At 35.4% G+C, this 17,449-nt stretch carries 23 protein-coding genes; 18 read left to right on the top strand and 5 right to left on the bottom strand.

From position 1 onward, the window contains the following. The first annotated feature begins 1 nt into the window (after position 1). The 12 genes from HCD_RS00970 to HCD_RS00915 all read left to right on the top strand — a co-directional run bounded on the left by HCD_RS00970 (position 2) and on the right by HCD_RS00915 (position 8,286). Positions 2–928, top strand: a complete 927-nt coding sequence (locus tag HCD_RS00970) for a hypothetical protein (RefSeq protein ID WP_014658752.1) — start codon at positions 2–4, stop codon at positions 926–928. Beyond that, positions 929–1,711 carry a hypothetical protein gene (locus HCD_RS00965; RefSeq protein ID WP_014658751.1) on the top strand — a complete coding sequence of 261 codons (783 nt, stop codon included), beginning with the start codon at positions 929–931 and terminating at the stop codon, positions 1,709–1,711. It abuts the gene before it with no gap. Next, positions 1,708–2,253 (top strand): hypothetical protein, encoded by a 546-nt coding sequence (locus tag HCD_RS00960; protein WP_014658750.1) that lies wholly within the window; start codon positions 1,708–1,710, stop codon positions 2,251–2,253. The genes HCD_RS00965 and HCD_RS00960 overlap by 4 nt, the downstream gene beginning before the upstream one ends. A gap of 2 nt (positions 2,254–2,255) precedes the next feature. After that, a complete protein-coding gene (locus tag HCD_RS00955) occupies positions 2,256–2,978 on the top strand; it encodes a Med9 domain-containing protein (protein WP_014658749.1) in 723 nt (240 codons plus the stop codon). A gap of 18 nt (positions 2,979–2,996) precedes the next feature. Next, a complete protein-coding gene (locus HCD_RS00950) occupies positions 2,997–3,578 on the top strand; it encodes a hypothetical protein (protein WP_014658748.1) in 582 nt (193 codons plus the stop codon). A 113-nt stretch (positions 3,579–3,691) separates the two neighbouring features. Then, complete coding sequence (locus tag HCD_RS08710; protein ID WP_014658747.1) at positions 3,692–4,714, top strand: hypothetical protein; 1,023 nt, start codon at positions 3,692–3,694, stop codon at positions 4,712–4,714. A gap of 170 nt (positions 4,715–4,884) precedes the next feature. Next, entirely contained in the window at positions 4,885–5,346 is a 462-nt protein-coding gene (locus HCD_RS00940) for a hypothetical protein (RefSeq protein ID WP_014658746.1), read from the top strand. 13 nt (positions 5,347–5,359) lie between these two features. Then, positions 5,360–6,529, top strand: a complete 1,170-nt coding sequence (locus HCD_RS00935) for a phage capsid family protein (protein ID WP_014658745.1) — start codon at positions 5,360–5,362, stop codon at positions 6,527–6,529. An 11-nt stretch (positions 6,530–6,540) separates the two neighbouring features. Continuing rightward, complete coding sequence (locus HCD_RS00930) at positions 6,541–6,921, top strand: hypothetical protein (RefSeq protein WP_014658744.1); 381 nt, start codon at positions 6,541–6,543, stop codon at positions 6,919–6,921. A gap of 120 nt (positions 6,922–7,041) precedes the next feature. Beyond that, positions 7,042–7,488, top strand: coding sequence for a hypothetical protein (locus tag HCD_RS00925; RefSeq protein ID WP_014658743.1), 447 nt, complete (start codon positions 7,042–7,044; stop codon positions 7,486–7,488). Between the two features lie 12 nt (positions 7,489–7,500). After that, complete coding sequence (locus tag HCD_RS00920) at positions 7,501–7,980, top strand: hypothetical protein (protein ID WP_014658742.1); 480 nt, start codon at positions 7,501–7,503, stop codon at positions 7,978–7,980. After that, positions 7,981–8,286: a hypothetical protein gene (locus HCD_RS00915; protein ID WP_014658741.1), complete on the top strand. Its 306-nt coding sequence runs from the start codon at positions 7,981–7,983 to the stop codon at positions 8,284–8,286. It begins immediately after the preceding gene. On the opposite strand, the gene HCD_RS00910 is transcribed toward HCD_RS00915, so the two are convergent. From HCD_RS00910 to HCD_RS00900, 3 genes are all read right to left on the bottom strand, one after another. Continuing rightward, positions 8,283–9,044 carry a hypothetical protein gene (locus HCD_RS00910; RefSeq protein ID WP_014658740.1) on the bottom strand — a complete coding sequence of 254 codons (762 nt, stop codon included), beginning with the start codon at positions 9,042–9,044 and terminating at the stop codon, positions 8,283–8,285. The genes HCD_RS00915 and HCD_RS00910 overlap by 4 nt on opposite strands. Positions 9,045–9,054: 10 nt before the next feature. After that, positions 9,055–9,549: a hypothetical protein gene (locus tag HCD_RS00905; protein WP_014658739.1), complete on the bottom strand. Its 495-nt coding sequence runs from the start codon at positions 9,547–9,549 to the stop codon at positions 9,055–9,057. 653 nt (positions 9,550–10,202) lie between these two features. Further along, positions 10,203–11,462: a glycosyltransferase family 8 protein gene (locus tag HCD_RS00900; RefSeq protein ID WP_014658738.1), complete on the bottom strand. Its 1,260-nt coding sequence runs from the start codon at positions 11,460–11,462 to the stop codon at positions 10,203–10,205. Positions 11,463–11,586: 124 nt separating this feature from the next. Between HCD_RS00900 and HCD_RS00895 the strand changes: the two genes are divergently transcribed. The 5 genes from HCD_RS00895 (at position 11,587) to HCD_RS00875 (ending at position 15,186) form a co-directional block, all read left to right on the top strand. Next, positions 11,587–11,901 carry a thioredoxin family protein gene (locus tag HCD_RS00895; RefSeq protein ID WP_014658737.1) on the top strand — a complete coding sequence of 105 codons (315 nt, stop codon included), beginning with the start codon at positions 11,587–11,589 and terminating at the stop codon, positions 11,899–11,901. Positions 11,902–12,699: 798 nt separating this feature from the next. Then, complete coding sequence (lpoB, locus tag HCD_RS00890; RefSeq protein WP_014658736.1) at positions 12,700–13,335, top strand: penicillin-binding protein activator LpoB; 636 nt, start codon at positions 12,700–12,702, stop codon at positions 13,333–13,335. Positions 13,336–13,360: 25 nt separating this feature from the next. Then, complete coding sequence (locus tag HCD_RS00885; protein WP_014658735.1) at positions 13,361–13,894, top strand: LPP20 family lipoprotein; 534 nt, start codon at positions 13,361–13,363, stop codon at positions 13,892–13,894. A gap of 7 nt (positions 13,895–13,901) precedes the next feature. Further along, on the top strand, positions 13,902–14,231 hold the full coding sequence (locus HCD_RS00880; RefSeq protein ID WP_014658734.1) for a hypothetical protein: 330 nt from the start codon (positions 13,902–13,904) through the stop codon (positions 14,229–14,231). 55 nt (positions 14,232–14,286) lie between these two features. After that, entirely contained in the window at positions 14,287–15,186 is a 900-nt protein-coding gene (locus HCD_RS00875) for an LPP20 family lipoprotein (protein ID WP_014658733.1), read from the top strand. Positions 15,187–15,360: 174 nt separating this feature from the next. Here the strand turns inward: HCD_RS00875 and purU are convergent, their stop codons facing one another. Together purU and sppA are read right to left on the bottom strand one after the other, a co-directional pair. Beyond that, complete coding sequence (gene purU / locus HCD_RS00870; RefSeq protein ID WP_014658732.1) at positions 15,361–16,242, bottom strand: formyltetrahydrofolate deformylase; 882 nt, start codon at positions 16,240–16,242, stop codon at positions 15,361–15,363. A gap of 2 nt (positions 16,243–16,244) precedes the next feature. Further along, positions 16,245–17,123, bottom strand: a complete 879-nt coding sequence (gene sppA, locus HCD_RS00865; protein ID WP_014658731.1) for a signal peptide peptidase SppA — start codon at positions 17,121–17,123, stop codon at positions 16,245–16,247. Between the two features lie 71 nt (positions 17,124–17,194). On the opposite strand from sppA, the gene HCD_RS00860 reads away from it, so the two are divergent. After that, positions 17,195–17,425 (top strand): hypothetical protein, encoded by a 231-nt coding sequence (locus tag HCD_RS00860; protein ID WP_014658730.1) that lies wholly within the window; start codon positions 17,195–17,197, stop codon positions 17,423–17,425. Positions 17,426–17,449: the final 24 nt, after the last annotated feature.

The raw sequence follows: 17,449 nt of genomic DNA, 5'->3' as shown, positions 1-17,449 counted from the left end.
CATGGAAGAAAGACAAAAGCAATTAAACGAGATTAAAAGCATAATTAACGGCACACAAGGGGACTTAAGCAATTATTTAATAGATAGCACAGGCGCATTAAATAATAGCACCATAAAAGAGCCACAAGCCACAAACGATGCCCCCCTACCACAAGCCACCCAAGATGCCCCCCTAAATACACAAGAGCCATTAACAAAGCCTTTAAATATCCTAAACAATCAAAACCAAGCCACCACAAACGATGCCACCCTACCTAAGACAGGAATCGCAAGGCTAGACCAAAAAATCGCACAAAATAAGCTCGATGCATTAGATTATTTAGTGGCTAAGAAGTATTTAGGAATAGATTTAAATGTTACACTAAACGGCAATTTAAACCTAAAAAACGACATGACCCTAAAGAACCCCTCTAAACCTATTGAAGCCATTAACGCCAACGCAGACAGCATAGATGGTGCGATTAGATTTTTAAAGACCGCAGACAATCAAGCGGGCATCTTATATGGGGCTAACAAGTTTTTAAATAAGATTAGCTACGGCTTATTAGGCATGACGCATGGCAACTCTAAGCTACAACAAAGCGAAAATAATATGGTTGCATTAGTCGCAAAGTCTAACGCAGGCGGAAAACCGCCCAGCGAGTATGACAAAAGAGATGCAAAGGATAGCATCGCCTTATGGTTTAGGGGGCAAAAAGAGTTAGGAAGCAAAACCGCCCAATTATTACAAGCCCTAGTGGATAAAAATAAAAACGCCGATACAAGGCTATTAGCGCTAAATGGTATTAACCCAAAAGAGTTTCAAGCTAAAAACTACGCAGCCCTTAAAATTGTAGAAATGCTAAACAAGAATGAAGGCAACTATAACACCAAAGAGCTAGAAAATACTTATAACAACGCATACTCTAACTACATGAAAGGCAACTAAATGAATACAACAAGATTTATAAGAAACTTTTTAACCTTCAAAGAAGCTTTACAAACGCAAAACTTCAATAACAAGGAATTAAATACGATTTGCTTACAGGCCGCTATTCAAGGCGAACAAATCGCTTTACAAGAGAGCCAAAACAAATTTGCAAAAGAGCAAGCCAAGGCTAGAATGGAATTAGAGTTTTTAAGCATGCAAATGCAACTACAAAGCCAAAAAGCCCAAACATTAAACGCATTGATACAATGTCAAAGCATGCTTAAATCTCTCAAAGACAACGCCGCTATAAACAGAGCCAACGCTTATGTAAGCTTGTTACAAGTAGCAGGAAGCGTGGGGGCGAATAATTTCGCTAATGTAGTTGAAACTATCAATCAAATCGGCATAGAATACACCCACTCAAGCGTGAATAATAATGGCATACAATACAACGGCACAGCAGAAGAAAACGAGCTTAATACAATTCTTAATAAGCTTAGTAATGAACTAGACAAATTAAACGCATTAGGGGATAAAGAGAGCATTCAGTTATTCAGTAATGAATTAGAAGTGCTAGTGAATGAACCCACAGAAATCTGGGGCTTTTCTACTTTAAACAATGCGACTGAAGGCTTTTATAATGCGAATAATGAATTACTAGCAAGCGGTAACTCCTTTTTGTTTAGTAGCAACATAGCAGGACAGCATACAATAACCTTCAAAGCAAGCATAGGCCAAGCGAATGTATCAAAATCTATCACAATAAGCGTTATACAAGACAAGTTAAGGCAAAAACAATGAATATCATTAACCCCCCAACTATTGAATTAAGCCCCCAAGATTTGACTAATAAGGAAGTTTTAGACAACACCATTGACCCCCTATTAGAGAGAATGAAAAAAGCCTTAAATAATTCCACAGACTGGAAAGAACAAGTCTATTTAAGCCTTGATGGAATGAATAGAATCTTAACCACCATAGACATTGCATTTAATTTTGATAAAGAGATACGCCTAAATAATGAAAATTTTAAGGCTAAACAGCAGTGGGTATTAGATACCTTTAAGCAGCTACAAAATGCTTTTAATGAATATAAAAGCTATTTTGAAAGCTTTAACCAAACACAACAAGAAAACGCCACACAAGGCGTGCAAGAGTTACAAAATAAAATAAATGAATTTGAGGGCGTTTTAACGCAAAAAAAACAAGAATTTGAGGGCGTTTTAACGCAAGCTCAAAACAATGTTAAAGCCACACTAACCCAAGAATTAACGCAAGAATTAACCCAAGCAAAGACGCAAGCTATACAAGAAGTAACAAGCGCCTCAAGCTTTAAACGCTAAAATTGAAGTCAACACGAATAAAAGCACTCAAAACTTTTTATGAAATACATGGGGGCGGGCAAGGCTTAAACGCTATGATACCAGAGAATGGTGGCATAAAAGCGCATGTGGAAAGTTTAGAAAATTTAAACGCACAGCAAGTCAAAGAGATACAAGCATTAAAACAACAGAATATAACCCTACAAAGCGAACTCAATACTTTAAAAAATTATCGTTCTATAGTTTATTATGTTTTAGGACAATTCTATGTAAGCACAGGGGGGCAGAATTTTATCACTAAATTATCCAGCACTAGCAGTGGTAACTTTGTAATGAATAGCACGAAGTCCTATGAAATAGAAGTCTTTTTTCAATACAACAACGCCGATAGTAATGTAAATCCTCAAAGCTCCTTAGCTTTAAGATGCGACCAAGGCTTTATTATGCCAAGTTTTACCACCACCACCGCCCCCCAACAAACCCAAATCTATCATGTGAAATTTTTAGCTACAGGAATAAGCGGGGACTTAGAATTATGGGGTAAGTATTTTAAGGGCTATATCAATGTATGGTATGGGGTTAGTTATGGGAGTAGTGCGAGTTTTAGCACTAAAAGAATAACCACCATTATAAGAGAAATACCGCCTATTACAGACTATGTATTCGTTATGCCAGCAAATAATGGGACTTTCTTTCCACATTCCTATAACATAACACAAGCAGATTTTACATGGTATTTAAGTTAAAAACAAAAGGACAAAAAAATGATTTTAGAAAACATGGCTAAGTATCAAAAGTATTTAATCTTAGTTTTAGAGGAGTTGCATCTTTTAGGCTCTTTTAGAGTTGAAGAAAACAATATTAACCTAGAACTAAATACCACCACCTACGATGAAACTAAAAAGCAAGAAGTAACGCTTGAACTACCCACTAAAGATGCCTTAATGGCTAAATTTAAAGAAGTGGCTTTAAAAACTAAAAAGCAAGAAATAGAAAACGAGATTAACGCTATTTGTAAGCACAATTTATTGAAAGGTTGCTCTAGTAATGCGTTAGGGAGTTACCACAACTACGATGCCACCTTAGAAGACCAAAGCAACCTAATTGCCCTAGTGAGTGCAAATATTGATGCACCTTATAGATGTGCAGAGCTTAATGCTAAAGGCGAAGTGGGCATTAAAATGTATAAACCACACACCAAAGAGCAACTAAAACAAGTCTTTAACGATGGCTTAAGATACAAGCAAGGCATACTAAGTTTTTATGGAGCAGAGAAACTACGACTAGCAGAGATTAACGACTTAACAACATTAGAAAGCTTTAAAATAAGCGAACTTGTGATTTAAAAGGAGTTAGAGAGAGTAAGGAGTAAATCTCTCTAATGAGTTTTGTATGTAGGGGAGGATTAGTATTATACTAAAAAGAGATAAAAATAAACATAAAAGATTAAGGAATAAGCATGGGATTTTTAGAAAATTTATGGAGTGGCATTTTAGATATTTTCGGAAGCAACAAAACTAACAACAACACCACAGGCTACCACCCTCAAACCATAAACCCTAATCAAAGCACAAGACCACCTGATGCAGACACACCAAACATCACACCAAACATCACACCAAACTATAACCCAAATTCTATTAACCCAGATAGCATTCACTTAACGCCACAACAACAACAAGAGTCTAAACAACAATTAATTAATGATATTTTTAACAATAACCCTAATTTAAGAAATGAAATCATAGACATTAAAAGGAGCTTGAAAAGACTAGAAGAATTAAAGCAACAAAACAAAAGGACTAAAGAGCATTTTAAAAAAGAATTTAAAGTCCTAGGGCTTAATCTTACCAAGCAAGAAAAAGCCCCTAACATGCCTTTTAAGAATTTGTTTAACCATAACAACATAAGAGTGAGCGATGTATTTCTAGCAAACCCCTATGCGATATACCCAAAGGGGGTTATATATGAATACTTTAACCCAGGGGGCAACAATTATGACCCCTTAAACGCTTACAACCCTATGAAAGGTATTAACAACGATTTTAAATTTAACTATTTTAATGAAATGCTAAACAATACCTTCCACAAGAGACTCGCCGGTAATGATAGTTTCAACTATTTTAATAACATAAGCTTTAATAAAGCGTTAAAGCCCTATGAAGTCGTGTTTCAATTTAAAAGCGATATGCAAGCAAGAAGCAAATTTTTATTTTTAAAGCAACAGAGCTATTATGCTAATGGCTTAAAATTAAAGATATTCAAAGACCCTTATAAAATCTCACAAGGCATTGAAAATAGCCAAACTAATGAAATAAACCGCATGCAAAATAGCATAAACCAACAAAACCAAAATATAACAAAAGAGATTAACCAAGAAGTAGACAAGCTTATTGACCCATTCCAAAAAGATCTAAACCAGCAAAAAATAAACGCCACACAACAAGCAATTAAATCATGGGTTTTTGACTCTGTAAATTAAAAAAGCAATATAACCATTTTTTTAAAATGGTTTTTTTGCTTTAATAAGAAATATTTTTTTAAAGGCAGGATAATGGATAAAGAGCTACAAAAAAAGAAATAGAACTAGAAGCCCTAGAGAAAGAAATAGAACAGGTTGCTAATAGCTATGAGAACGATTTTGCAGAGTATATGGCAGAACATACCGATGAAAAGCTAGAGAACCTATTTTTTGAAAGTAAGGTGGATTTTTATAAATATGTTTTGACAAGCCAAAACAATTACTTAAAAGAACGCCTAACAGACAAAGTGGATAAAGCCAAAAGCCTAAGCGAAGAAATACACACTTCAAAGAAAAAGCAAGAAGTAGAAACCGCTAAAGCCGAGTTTTTAAAAAAACATCCGGACGCAGACATGGAGGATTTAATAGAATTTTATAACAATGAAATCCCACCTAAATATAAGAAAGAAATTGACACCTTAGAAGGCGAGGCGTTTTTTGAAGCGATTTTAACCCTCTTTGAAGCTACACAAGAGCCAGCGCAACAAGACAAACAGCCACAAAAAGAACAGCCCCTTCCTAAAGAGCTACAAGGAAACGGCGTAGCCAGCACAAACAGCGCATTAAATAGTAGCGTTGTTAATAGATATTAAGAAAGGATAAAACATGTTAAATTTAAATCAAGTAGATTTTAATAACATTTCAAGTAACCCACAAATCGGTAGAGAAGTTGCATTACAAATTGAAAATGCGAGTTGGAAAAAATCATTATTTGAAAGCATTACAGGAAAGGGCGAAGACAGAGCGATTCGAACCTATACCACAAAAACGCAGAACCCCTTTGTGCCTAGATTAAAAACACCGCTAATGGGTAGGGGCGTGGTAGGTAATACTGATTTTATAGCTAATTTAGATAATTTAGAGATACTAAGTCAAACCATTTACCCCGAAGCGTTTGGAAATAGTGCGAAGTCAAAAATTAAGGCTTATGAAGATTTAGAGAATACTGACTTTATCAAAGAAACATGCGACAGCTTGTCAAACTGGATGGGGCTTGAAAGAGATAAACGAATCATCGCAGCCATGACTAATGATTTCTCAAATGTGCTTTACACGCCTCAAATGAATGTGGCAACGATTAGAAAGGCGATTTTTAACGCAAGGAACGGACTAAAAGCAGACGGCACAAAGACCTTCCCTATTAAGCCGATTATGGCAAGCATGGAAGATGCAGGTAAGGGGGTTATAGCACAAAATAGCTCCTATATCGTGCTACTAGATAGCTATCAAGCCTCACAGCTAAAAGCCGACCCAGAGTTTAAAGACATTCAAAAGATTTACGCCTATGCAGGGCTAGACAGAGGGCTATTATATAAGGGCTTTTGTGGCGTGATAGATAATTGCGTGATAATTGATGCAGGCATTTGGACCTCTTTAAATAGTGGCATGCCCAATTCTACTATTGATGCGAAAGAGTTTAGCTCTTATATCAATAAGGCTAATGTAGAAAGCATTGTAACGCCATCTGATTTGAAAGCGACATTAAAAACAAAGAATGCAACAGAGATGGGCGAGAGTGAAATATCTATCGGTTGCTTAATCGGAGCTAGTAGTGTGCTAATGGCACACAGCCCAGAGATTACTTTTTACATAGATGAAAATCAAGATGCAGGGCGTAAGTCATTAGTTGGAATTGATTGTATTATGGGCGTTAGTAAGGCAAGGTTTGTAGGAAATGGCAATGCGGCTAATAACCTTTACAATAACCAAGACTTCAGCGTTATCGGTTTAGTAACTAATATGCAAGAGCCAAGCAAAGCAGCGGCTAAAAAATAAAGGAGCAAGACATGAAGCAATTAGTAAGAAATGTTAGCTATATGGTAGAAAGTAGATTTTTTTTAAATAAGCCAACAATTGAATTAGCAGCTATACCGCAAGGGGCGGTTATAGTTAAGTGTAATGTAGAAATAATTACGCCTTTAGAGAGTGGCACAACGACATTAAGCGTGGGTATTAAAGGAAGCGATGCGTTATTTTTAAACGGCATTAAGGTTTTAAAAACAGACCCAAAATACTCACAATTTAATGAAAGTAATGTTCTATATGAGATGCCTACCACGCAGACCATAAACGCAAACATTACAAATCCAGATGCAACTAACAAAGCCGAGGCTATTTTAAGGGTTTGTTATTTCTTACCTTCAAAAATTCAAGTGGAGTATGATTAAAAAGACTTAAACGGCTTTGAATAAGAAAGGAAAGAGAGATGGATAATCAAGTCATTATTCTTGCACTTTGCTTTTTTATGGCATGTTTAACATGGCATTTATATTTTTAAAGGGTTTTAAATGGAATTTGATATTAAAAGCATTTACACACAGCCAACTCTCTATAATACAAGCGACTTTTTTAACAAACCTTTATTACAACAGCAAACGCCCCTTACAACTCAAATAAAAAACCAGCCCATGCTAACTAGCATGAACGCCCCACAATTAGAGACCCCTAATCAAGAGGGCGGTTTTAAAGGCTTTATGAATAGCATCGGCGGTTATGGCGGGGCGGGCATGCTTTTAGGTGGTGTAACAGGGCTTGTCGGTTTAGGAGTGGATTTAGCTAATTTTTTTGAGAACAGAAAGCAAGCTAAAAAAAGCATGCAGATGGCAGAACAGCAATACCAAAAAGAGAACGAACGCTATGAAAAGCGAGAAGCCGAAAGGCTAAAAAACCAGCAAGACATAGAAGTAGCAGCTAAAAAATACATCCCATTTACTAGCCCAGTAAACAGACAATAAAAGGAAAAAGCAATGGCTAACTATTACCCAGATATAACAGCAGGCAGAGGGGGTCTAGCGCTTTATAATGAAAGTTTAAATCATTTTAGAAACTTAAACGCTAATTTAAGCAACTCTATCGCTAATCTAAGTCAAAGCATAAGCAATTCGGGCGCTTTTATTGATAACGCTAAACTAAAACAAGATGCCCTAAATTATCAAAAACAACAAGACGCATTAAAAGCCTTCAAAGAAGAAAGGGCTTATAACGATGCCTTGAATTTACAAAATAAGCAGATGGAGTTTGCTAAAAATAGACAAGCCTTTGACAATTTAAAAACCCAAGCTCTAGTGAATAACTACAACGCCAGCACACAAGCATCTAATCTACAAAACAGAGTTAATCAATTAGAGGTCAAGCGTTATGAGGAACTACTTAAACCATTAGCTAAAGTAAGCCCCACTAATAAAGACACAAAGCCTTCGCTATTGATACCTACTAATAGAATGTAAATGGCTATTTATTTAAACGCTTTTAAATTTTTAGCGCCTTATATTGTAGCTCTTGTTTTGTTTTTTATGGTTTTACATTTAAAAACGCACAACGCTATTTTAAAAGAAAAGCTATCGCAAACTAATGCCACAATAAAACTCCAAAATGACAGCATAGAAAAATTAAAACAATCAAGGCAAGAATACCTAAAAACAAAACAAAAAACCATTATTAAAATACAAGATAAATATATTAAAATACCTATAAATAACAGCACATGCGAAAAAGAGTTAAAAAGCTTCAAGGATATTTTAGGGGCGTTTTAATTTTCAACATTAGCATTTGCTAGTGCCATGAGTTCGTTCATGTTTAGCTTAGTAAAATCTTTTTGTTGGCTATTTTCCTCTCTCACTTGTATTTGCTCTTTACCGAATAAAGACACGCCGGCATCAATAAATAGCTTTGATACTTTTTCTGCGGCGACAATTATGGCCGCCATGTCTTTTGGCTCATAGCTTCCTAGCTTTAACATCTTAATTAGCTCCCCCCTTGCTACAATGGCACAAAATAGAATCTGCTTTTTTATGTAAGCGGTATTCATAGCTTTTAGTAGCAATTCATCACTACTTGTTTCTACAATACACTCTAACACGATGGGGTCTAAATCTAAGCCTTCTAAACTCTCTCTTAAACTTTGTTTTACTTCATCTTTTTTTGTGTCTAAAAACAAACCGATATTTTTTTCAGTGATTTTATCTTTTAGGACTTCTTGCTCTACTTTGTCAAAGACTTTAGCCTCCTGCCAGTTGCCCTCTTTCGCCCACTTTTTAATAGTAGCTTCAGTTACATTAAACATGCCGCTTAATTCTCTAAAAGATATGTGGTGCGTTTCATAATAAGCACGCACACTATCCTTGTTGTTTTTAGCTTTCCATTCGCCTGCTTGTATCCATTTAATAAGAGTGTAACGGCTTATGTTAAATTTTTGCGCCACTTGTGCCTGTGATAAGCAATGGCTCTCATAAAATACTTGCACCTTTTTTCTAAAATCGCTTGTGTATTCTTTGCTTTTTTTGTATTCCATCTTATGCTCTCTAATGGTTTAAATAAATATGTTGAATCGGATTTTCTTTCAAAAGCTTTGCCTGCTCTTTTTCATAATTGATTAAATTTTGTAATTTAAGGGCGTTTAATTCTTCACATTGACATTGCATGAATACATTTTGAAGGGTTTTAATTTTGTTGATTTCTAGCAATGCCTGCAGATATAACTCAGCTTTTAATTCGGTTTGTTTTATTTTAGTTGTGTTTAGCTCTTGCTCTATTTGTGATTGTATTTTTTCCTCAGTCTTTTGTAAAAGCTCAGTTTCTATAGTAGAAATTTTAAGGGGGATTTGCTTAAATTCATCTTGTAGTTGGTTTTGCTGGTAGAGGGTAATCTCTTTTTTTAAAGCTTGACATTGTTTGTCTAGCTCTTGTTTTAAGAAGTCTTTTAAATTGTCTTGTGCGTTGTTAACGGCTTTTTGTTGTGTTGTTTGTAAGGTTTCATAAGTGCTTAAAAATTCTTGTATCTTGTTATACAAATTCATTAAAAACGCCTTTTTGTTTAGTATAGCATGTTTATTTGTTTATCACACTACACTAATACTAAACGCCCAAACGCTTTGCCCCCCCTTTTTTACCCCTATGATAATGCCCCCCTTTTTTTAAAGAGATAGATTAAAATTGTTGATAGTTTTATTTTGTGTTTTAATTTAGCTAAAAATCAAAAACATTTTTTAGAGTGATTAGAATTGTGTAAAAACGCTTGCATGCCGCACATATGCAAGCGCGAGTAATCTCTGTCGGCTGTGTTTTTTAGGTGTAGTATATGGTGCTAGAATGCCCTTGTATGCGTTGCTAGAGTGGTATTAAAAAATTTTAAAAGGACTTGACAAAATAAGCAAAAAAAAGCTAAAATTCAAGCGTTCTTTTTAAAAGTGTTGTTAAGTGAGACAAGCAAACAAAACTAAAAACGCCTTATTTAGGCATCTTTTGTGGGTTTGTATGGGTGAGTAAATTTATCAACCTTGGTTGCAAATGGTTTTGCTTATAAACAATATTGGCATTCAAACATGATTAAAAGAATATTATTAGATTCAATCTTTTTTGAATTTTGTTTTTCTTCAAAATCAAGTTATTTTACTTGTCATATAAGTGGGGCTTAAAAAATTAAGCTCCACTTTTTTATAAAAACTAGGGGCTATTTTCTAAATAAAGCTTTAGCGTATCTTTTGCATCTTCTATAAATTTTGACGAATAATTTTTCTAAGCGTCCCAAGTTATCTAGGCGTATCAAACGATTTTCCAAATCAAGATTACGATTTTCCAAATCAAGATTACGATTTTCCAAATCAAGATTACGATTTTCCAAATCAAGATTACGATTTTCCAAATCAAGATTACGATTTTCCAAATCAAGATTACGATTTTCCAAATCAAGATTACGATTTTCCAAATCAAGATTACGATTTGCTAGCTCATCATTTGATTTTAATCTAAGGCATAAATGTTGCAAAAAATCTACTAAAAAAGGCGATGGATGTTTGAAAAGCCCAGCTAACGCATTATAATACAGAGCGAATTTTTTAGGTTCAAAAGATAGCCATGGCTTTTCATTGGAGCTATAATGAATCATGCTGGGTTTTAATGCTGCTTCTTTAATTTCTTTGGCGCTATACACATGGGGTTTTAAATTCTCTAATTCTTTACCATATAGGTCATGGTAATAAAAGCACACCATGTGTTTTAGGGGTAAAGGGTAAATGCTATTTGTTTTAGCGTTGTCTAGGCAAATATTTAAAACATCTAATTCACACATTTGCAATTTGGAAATGTTTTCGCTCATAAATTTTAAGCATTTTTCTTCAAATTTTGTCTCACGCATGCGTTTTAAATTAGCGACATAGAACCCTGCATCAAATCCGGCGTGTAGGGCTTCTCTTTCGCTTTCGCTAAATTTTTTATAGCCCTCCCAACCAAAATAGCGTTCATAATCAATAATTCTAACACCTGCTAAAAGATAAGAACTCTCACAATCAAAATTGATGAAGCACTCTCTTACATCTTGGCAGAATAGCACATCTACATCAGTAACAATCGCTTTATCGTATTCTTTAAACAAATTAGGGATAAGCAATTTATAAAAGACTTCTTTTTTAAAGTGATGCTTGCTTGTAATCAGCTCCCATTCGTTCAAAAATCTATCGTTTAAATCTATAAATTTCAAAGAAAACGAGAGATTGAATGGAGCGAGACTGAAGGGGGCTAGAGTTTGGCGTAATTTATCTTGTGAATTTTGAGAAATGCCATTGTGTAAGACAATAAATTGAATCAAACACTCGGAATTATGGGGAATATCAGATGGATGGCTTAAATGCATGCAGTGCAAAAAAGAGCTAAACGCTACGCTTGCAGGCAATACATAATTGTTGTCAAAAGTAGTAATTACGGGAATAACCATTGAATTAAACCTCAATTATTAGATTTCTAGTAAGTGTAGCATAAAAGATTAAGTCATAAACATTTTGATTAAAGTCTATGTGTTATACTCTCTTGTTGGGGGAAATTAAATCTAAAGGATTACTATGTTAGAAATTATTAATGGAAATAATTATGAAGAGAAAATCGCTCAAGGAGCGGTGGTAGTTAATATTGGAGCGAGCTGGTGTCCGGATTGTAGGAAGATTGAGCCGATTATGGATAATCTAGCCAAGGCTTATGAAGGGAAAGTGCAATTTTTTAAGGTTTCTTTTGATGAAAGCGAAGATTTGAAAGAGAGCTTAGGTATTCGTAAAATTCCTACTTTGATTTTTTACAAAGATGCCAAAGAAGTGGGCGAAAGACTTGTAGAACCCGGTTCTCAAAAACCTATTGAAGACGCTATAAAGGCGTTGTTGTAGTTAAAATTACTTCTTAAGCATGATAAACCCCCTTTTGTTGTAGGGGGTGTTGCAATAGGGTTTTTCTTTTTGACTTGTTTTTGGTATAGCTAGTTACATTTAAATATCAATTTCTGTAATAAAAAATCGTTTTTTGAACTCTGTATCAATCAAGTAAGAATGAAGATTCCAAAAGAAACTGATTGGAGCCGATAAGATTTTAGCTACTTTTTAGGGATTTATTACATAGCGTGAATGCTTATCAGTAATCTATCCTAAGCTTTTAGCGTGCTGTGAAAGTTTTGATAACAAATTCTAAGGAAAAGGCGACTACAGATAGAAAGATTTTGACTTCTATGCCTTGGTGATAAAAAATATTCTTCAATCAGACCGCTGGGAATGTCTTGCTAAACGATGATAAATCTGAATAAAAGGCTATTTATTTAAAAGTGTTTGTAACGAGCTTTCTAGTTGCGAAAAATTTTAGAAAGCGTGAAAAAGCAAGAGATACTCACCATATTTGGATAAAAGCTTGTTTTTTGCGATGCTGTAGGGTTGTTAGTGTTAGGGTTAAAACTTTTTGGTAAGGCTATGAAATGGTTCTAAGCGTGTTTGAAAATTTATACTGCCAAACTAAAAGCAAGTGAATCTAGGATTTTATGTTGATGGGGCTAAATTTGTGGAATCAAATTCTACAAAATGTGAAAAACAGACGCACAAAATGGTAAAATCTATAGCGATACAAAAACCTTGTGTTTATTAGGACTTTACAAACAGGAATGAATATACCTGAATTAAGCTTAAGTAGGGAGTTATGCTATGGCATTCTTAACAAAGTTAAAAATCATAGGTTCAGTGGCTTTGAGTGCTTTATTGTGGGTTGGTTGCTCAGGTGGGGTAGCGACCTATCAAAATGTCAATGATATGACTAAGAACACGACTTCAAGTCTTAATAGCACAGATTTATTGCTAACAGCTAATGCGATGATAGAATCCATGCTAAATGACCCTAATTTTGTGCAACTTAAAGGCAAACGACTTATTGAAGTGTCTGATATTATCAATGACACCACTCAGCCTAATTTGGATATGAACTTGCTTAGCACCAAAATCACACAGCAATTGAGATTACGCTCTCAAGGAAAATTTAATGTAACTAGGGCAAGCGGTGGGAGTGGCATTGCGGCAGATAGTAGGATTATAGAACAGCGTCAAAAAGAAAGAGAGAGCGAAGAATATAACCAAGACACCACTATGGAAAAAGGCACTTTAAAAGCTGCTGATTTATCTTTAAGTGGTAAAGTGTCTAGCAATGCAGCTTCTATTGATAAGGCTAGGCAGCGATTAGACTATAATTTTACGCTTAGCTTGACTGATAGAAAAACAGGCGTGGAAGTGTGGAGCGATGTTAAGCCCATTGTAAAAAACGCCAGCAACAAACATGTGGCGTTTTAATCTTATATTTTTGAAAGGATAAGCAATGAAAAATCAAGTCAAAAAGCTTTTAGGATTGAGTGTTGTAGCGACAATGATGGTTGTGGGTTGTAACCATGCCCCAAAATCAGGCGTTAGCAAGAGTAATAAAGAGTATAAAGAAGCGATTAAAGGAGCTCCTGACTGGGTTATGGGGGATTTGGAAAAAGTAGCAGGGTATGAAAAATATTCAAGTGTATTTTTAGGCAGGGCTGAAGACATTATCACAAGTAATGATGTAGATTATTCTACTAACCAAGCTACAGCAAAGGCTAGGGCTAATTTAGCGGCAAATTTAAAGGCCACTTTGCAAAGAGATTTGCAAAACGAAAAAACTAGAACTATGGATTCCGAAGGTAAAAGGTCTATGAGTGGCACTGATAGTGAAAAAATTTCTCAATTAGTGGATAAGGAATTAGTCGCTTCTAAAATGCTTGCTCGTTATATAGGTAAGGATAGAGTTTTTGTTTTAGTGGGCTTAGACAAAGAAATCGTAGAAAAGGTGCGTGCTGAACTAGGTATGGTTAAAAAGAAAAAATAATTAGCCTATGAAACGCCTTGTTTGTGGGTTTGCTTGTATCTTAATGCTACAAATTGCATGGGGGAGGGCGTTGCCTAAATGGGTAAGAAATTGCTCTCAAAAGATACAGGTTGAAGAAGCACAGATTAAAAAAGGAAAAATCCTAGCATGTGGGGTGAGTGAGGCGTTATCATCAGATATGGATTATAGTTTGTCTTTAGCTAAGCATAACGCTTTAGAAAAGATTATGAACGCTCTTAATAGCGATAGATTAGAGATTAAAGCAAGCAAAATCAAAGCCACCTTTATCGGTGCTAGTCAAGTTTATGTGCTTGTGGAAGTAACCCAGTTGAATTGATAGAATAAATAATGGCTTCAAGGAACAATTTTGACCTTTTAGAATAGGAACAACAATGAAAAAGATTATTCTTATATGCCTAGCGACTTGTTTGAGTGCCGAGCCTAAATGGTATAGCAAGGCATACAACTCATCGGCTATCCAAAAAGGCTACCTTTATGGAAATGGTTCGGCCAAATCTAAGGAAGCTTCTAAGCAAAAAGCATTAGCAGATTTAGTGGCTTCAATTAGTGTGAATATCAATTCGCAAATCCATATTCAAAAAAGCCGTGTGGATAACAAGCTAAAATCTAGCGATTCAGAAGCGATTAATTTAAGAACTAATGATTTAGAGTTGAATAATGTAGAAATAGTCAAACAAGAAGCACAAAAGGGGATTTACTACACGAGATTAAGGATTAATAAAGATTTGTTTTTGCAAGGCTTGAGAGATAAATACCACACCCTTTACAAGCAGTTTGCAACCTTAATGCCTAAGGCTTGTAAGGGCATTTTCTTGCAACAAGCCAAAAGCATGAGCGAATTACTAGCACAAATCACGCCTATTGAAAGGATTTTAAAAGCGTATTCTATCCCTATTAGTTCTTTACAGCCCTATGAAAACACCTATTACCAAAACGCCCTTAAACCTAAGGCACAAATTATTTTTGAGAATAGCAATGATACAGAGATTGAAGACGCTTTAATGAGTGCATACGCCAGAGTGCTAACCCCTAGCAACGAACAAGGACTCTACCAAGTAAAAAATAAGATTTTTACAGAAAAAGAGAATGATAACGAACGCATTAGAGTTAGCATAGATGTGAGCGATTGTCAAGGCACACCTTTATTGAGTAGAATTATTGAAGTGCATGAAAAAAATAGGAATTTTGCTCTCATTCGCCTACAATCTCTACTCTACAAGCAATTAAAAGATTATGCCAATAAGGAAGGGCAGGGCAACACAGGGTTATAAAATCTTGCGGTAGTTAAGATTTATCAGTCTTATAAGCCCCTACAAGTCGGCATGCATTTAATGTGTTAAGCTAGGTTTTTAAATATCTTATCTCTTTCACAAATCCTTAAGCCCTTTTGAAATCTTGTAAAAAGCTTGACGCTCTTATAGCCAAAAGAATTAAAACAATGCCCTTTAAAACACCACCGTTTTATTTTCATACACAAACACCCTGTCTTCTAAAACAAGCTTTAAAGCCCTAGCCAGAACCAGCTTTTCTATATCCTTACCCACCAAACGCATTTTTTCTACGCTGTAATTGTGGTTGATAGGCAAGGTATCTTGTAAAATAATAGGCCCCGCATCTAAGCTCTCATTCACAAAATGAGCCGTAGCTCCGATAACTTTTACCCCCCTTTCAAAAGCTTGTTGATAAGGGTTAGCCCCAATGAATGCTGGCAAAAAACTATGATGGATATTTAAAATTTGATTTTCATAACGCTTCGTAAAGTCGTGGCTCAAAATCCGCATGTATTTGGCTAAAACGAGCAAATCTATGCTTGTTTTATGCTCTAGCTCTAGGCGTTTGATAACCTCTAAAACTTCTTTTTCATGCGAAGCTTTATCTATGCAAGGCACATGAAAATAAGGCACATCAAATTTCTCTACCAAGGGGGCTAAAGTCTCATGGTTTGCGATAACGCCTAAAATTTGAGCATCTAATTCTTTGCCATACACCCTTAAAAGCAAATCCCCTAAACAATGACTCTCTTTAGTGGCTAGTAAAACAATGTTTTTTTTACGCACTAAGATAACTTCAACAAGTAGCTCTTCAAAGTTTTCTAAAGCCTTAAAAAGAGCGTTTTTTAAATCTCGCTCCTCTTGTTCCTTAATCTCAGCATTCAAGGGGGTGATTTCTTTTTGGATTTTTAAGCGCATAAAAAAGCGTTGCTTCAACGGCTCTACAAATTCATCATTTTTGACAATGTTATAGCCCTTGTTAGCTATAGTGGTGCTAATGGCACTCACCAAACCTCTAGCGTCTTTAGCTTGAACTTTTAAAATAAATTCTAACATTTTCATCTCATTAATAATTGGTAGCTAAACGCTTGAGTGAGTATGCTTGTAACAGATTGTGTGGCTTTTTCAATAAAACGCTCCATAGAGCTTTTTTCCAACCAATGGACTTCTTTAACTTTGCTTAACTCCATTAAACGAGCTTGAGCTTCTTTGATAGTGCTGATTCTATCAATGAGCCTTAAATCCAAAGCCCTTTGAGCGTTAAAGACCTTCCCTTCAGCAAAATTCTTATAGTTGTTAGCGTTGAGATTTCTCGCTTTAGCGACATCATTCACAAACATTTGGTATTGCTCATTCACTAAATTTTGTAAAAAATCTTTTTCGTTAGGTTTCCAAGCCCTAGTAAAAGTGCCGATTTCTTTATACTCACCCGCATGCACGCCTTGCGTTCCTAAGCCTATTTTATTAAGCAAGTTTTCCGCATTCGCACCAGAGAAAATCACACCAATTGAGCCAATTAAGCTTGCTTTAGAAGCATAGACTTCATTCGCTTGCATACCCACATAATAGCTCCCACTTGCCATAATCCCCCTAGCATATGCTAGAACAGGTATTTTTTGCCTTAACTCAAAGATTTTTTCACTCAATTCCACACTCGCAGAAACCGCTCCACCTGGCGAATCAATCAAGAGTAAAACGCCCTTAATACTAGGGGTTTTTAAAATCTTATTGACTTCTTTTTCAAAATTCTCTGTGCTAAAAATCGCTCCGTTTAAATAGAGTCTGGCTAAATTAGGCGGCGTCTTTGGGGTGCTTTCTTTAGTGCTAAAAACGAGTAGCACCACAAACAAAAACACAAACGACTTAAAATACTTCGTAATAAAATCCAAAGGCATAACCACTAGAGCCTTAAAGATTTTTTGAATGAAACTCAACATGCAGTTTTTCCACGATTCAAGGTTTTTACAATAAGAGTGTATTATACTTTAAATGTTTCAAGGATTAAGTGATGGCATGCAAATTTTGCCCTAAGGTTAGAAAAACGGACTGGATATTTATCTTTATCGCTGCTGTGGCGTTTTATATTGCAAGCAAGTTAGAAGACACTTCCCCCAAGAAAACGAGCCTTGCCATTCATAATGAAACAGACAAAGAAAGAAAAGAGCGTTTTGAAGCGTTGCAAAGAGCATGTTTATTGAATAAAGACAAAAGGGCATGCGAAAAAGTATTTAGCCATTAAGGGGTATTTAGAAATTAAGGAAGC

The organism is Helicobacter cetorum MIT 99-5656 (assembly GCF_000259275.1).
GTDB classification, from domain to species: Bacteria; Campylobacterota; Campylobacteria; order Campylobacterales; family Helicobacteraceae; genus Helicobacter; species Helicobacter cetorum.
The sequence above is the reverse complement of the archived record's forward strand: the minus strand, read 5'-3'. Positions and strand labels throughout refer to the sequence as shown.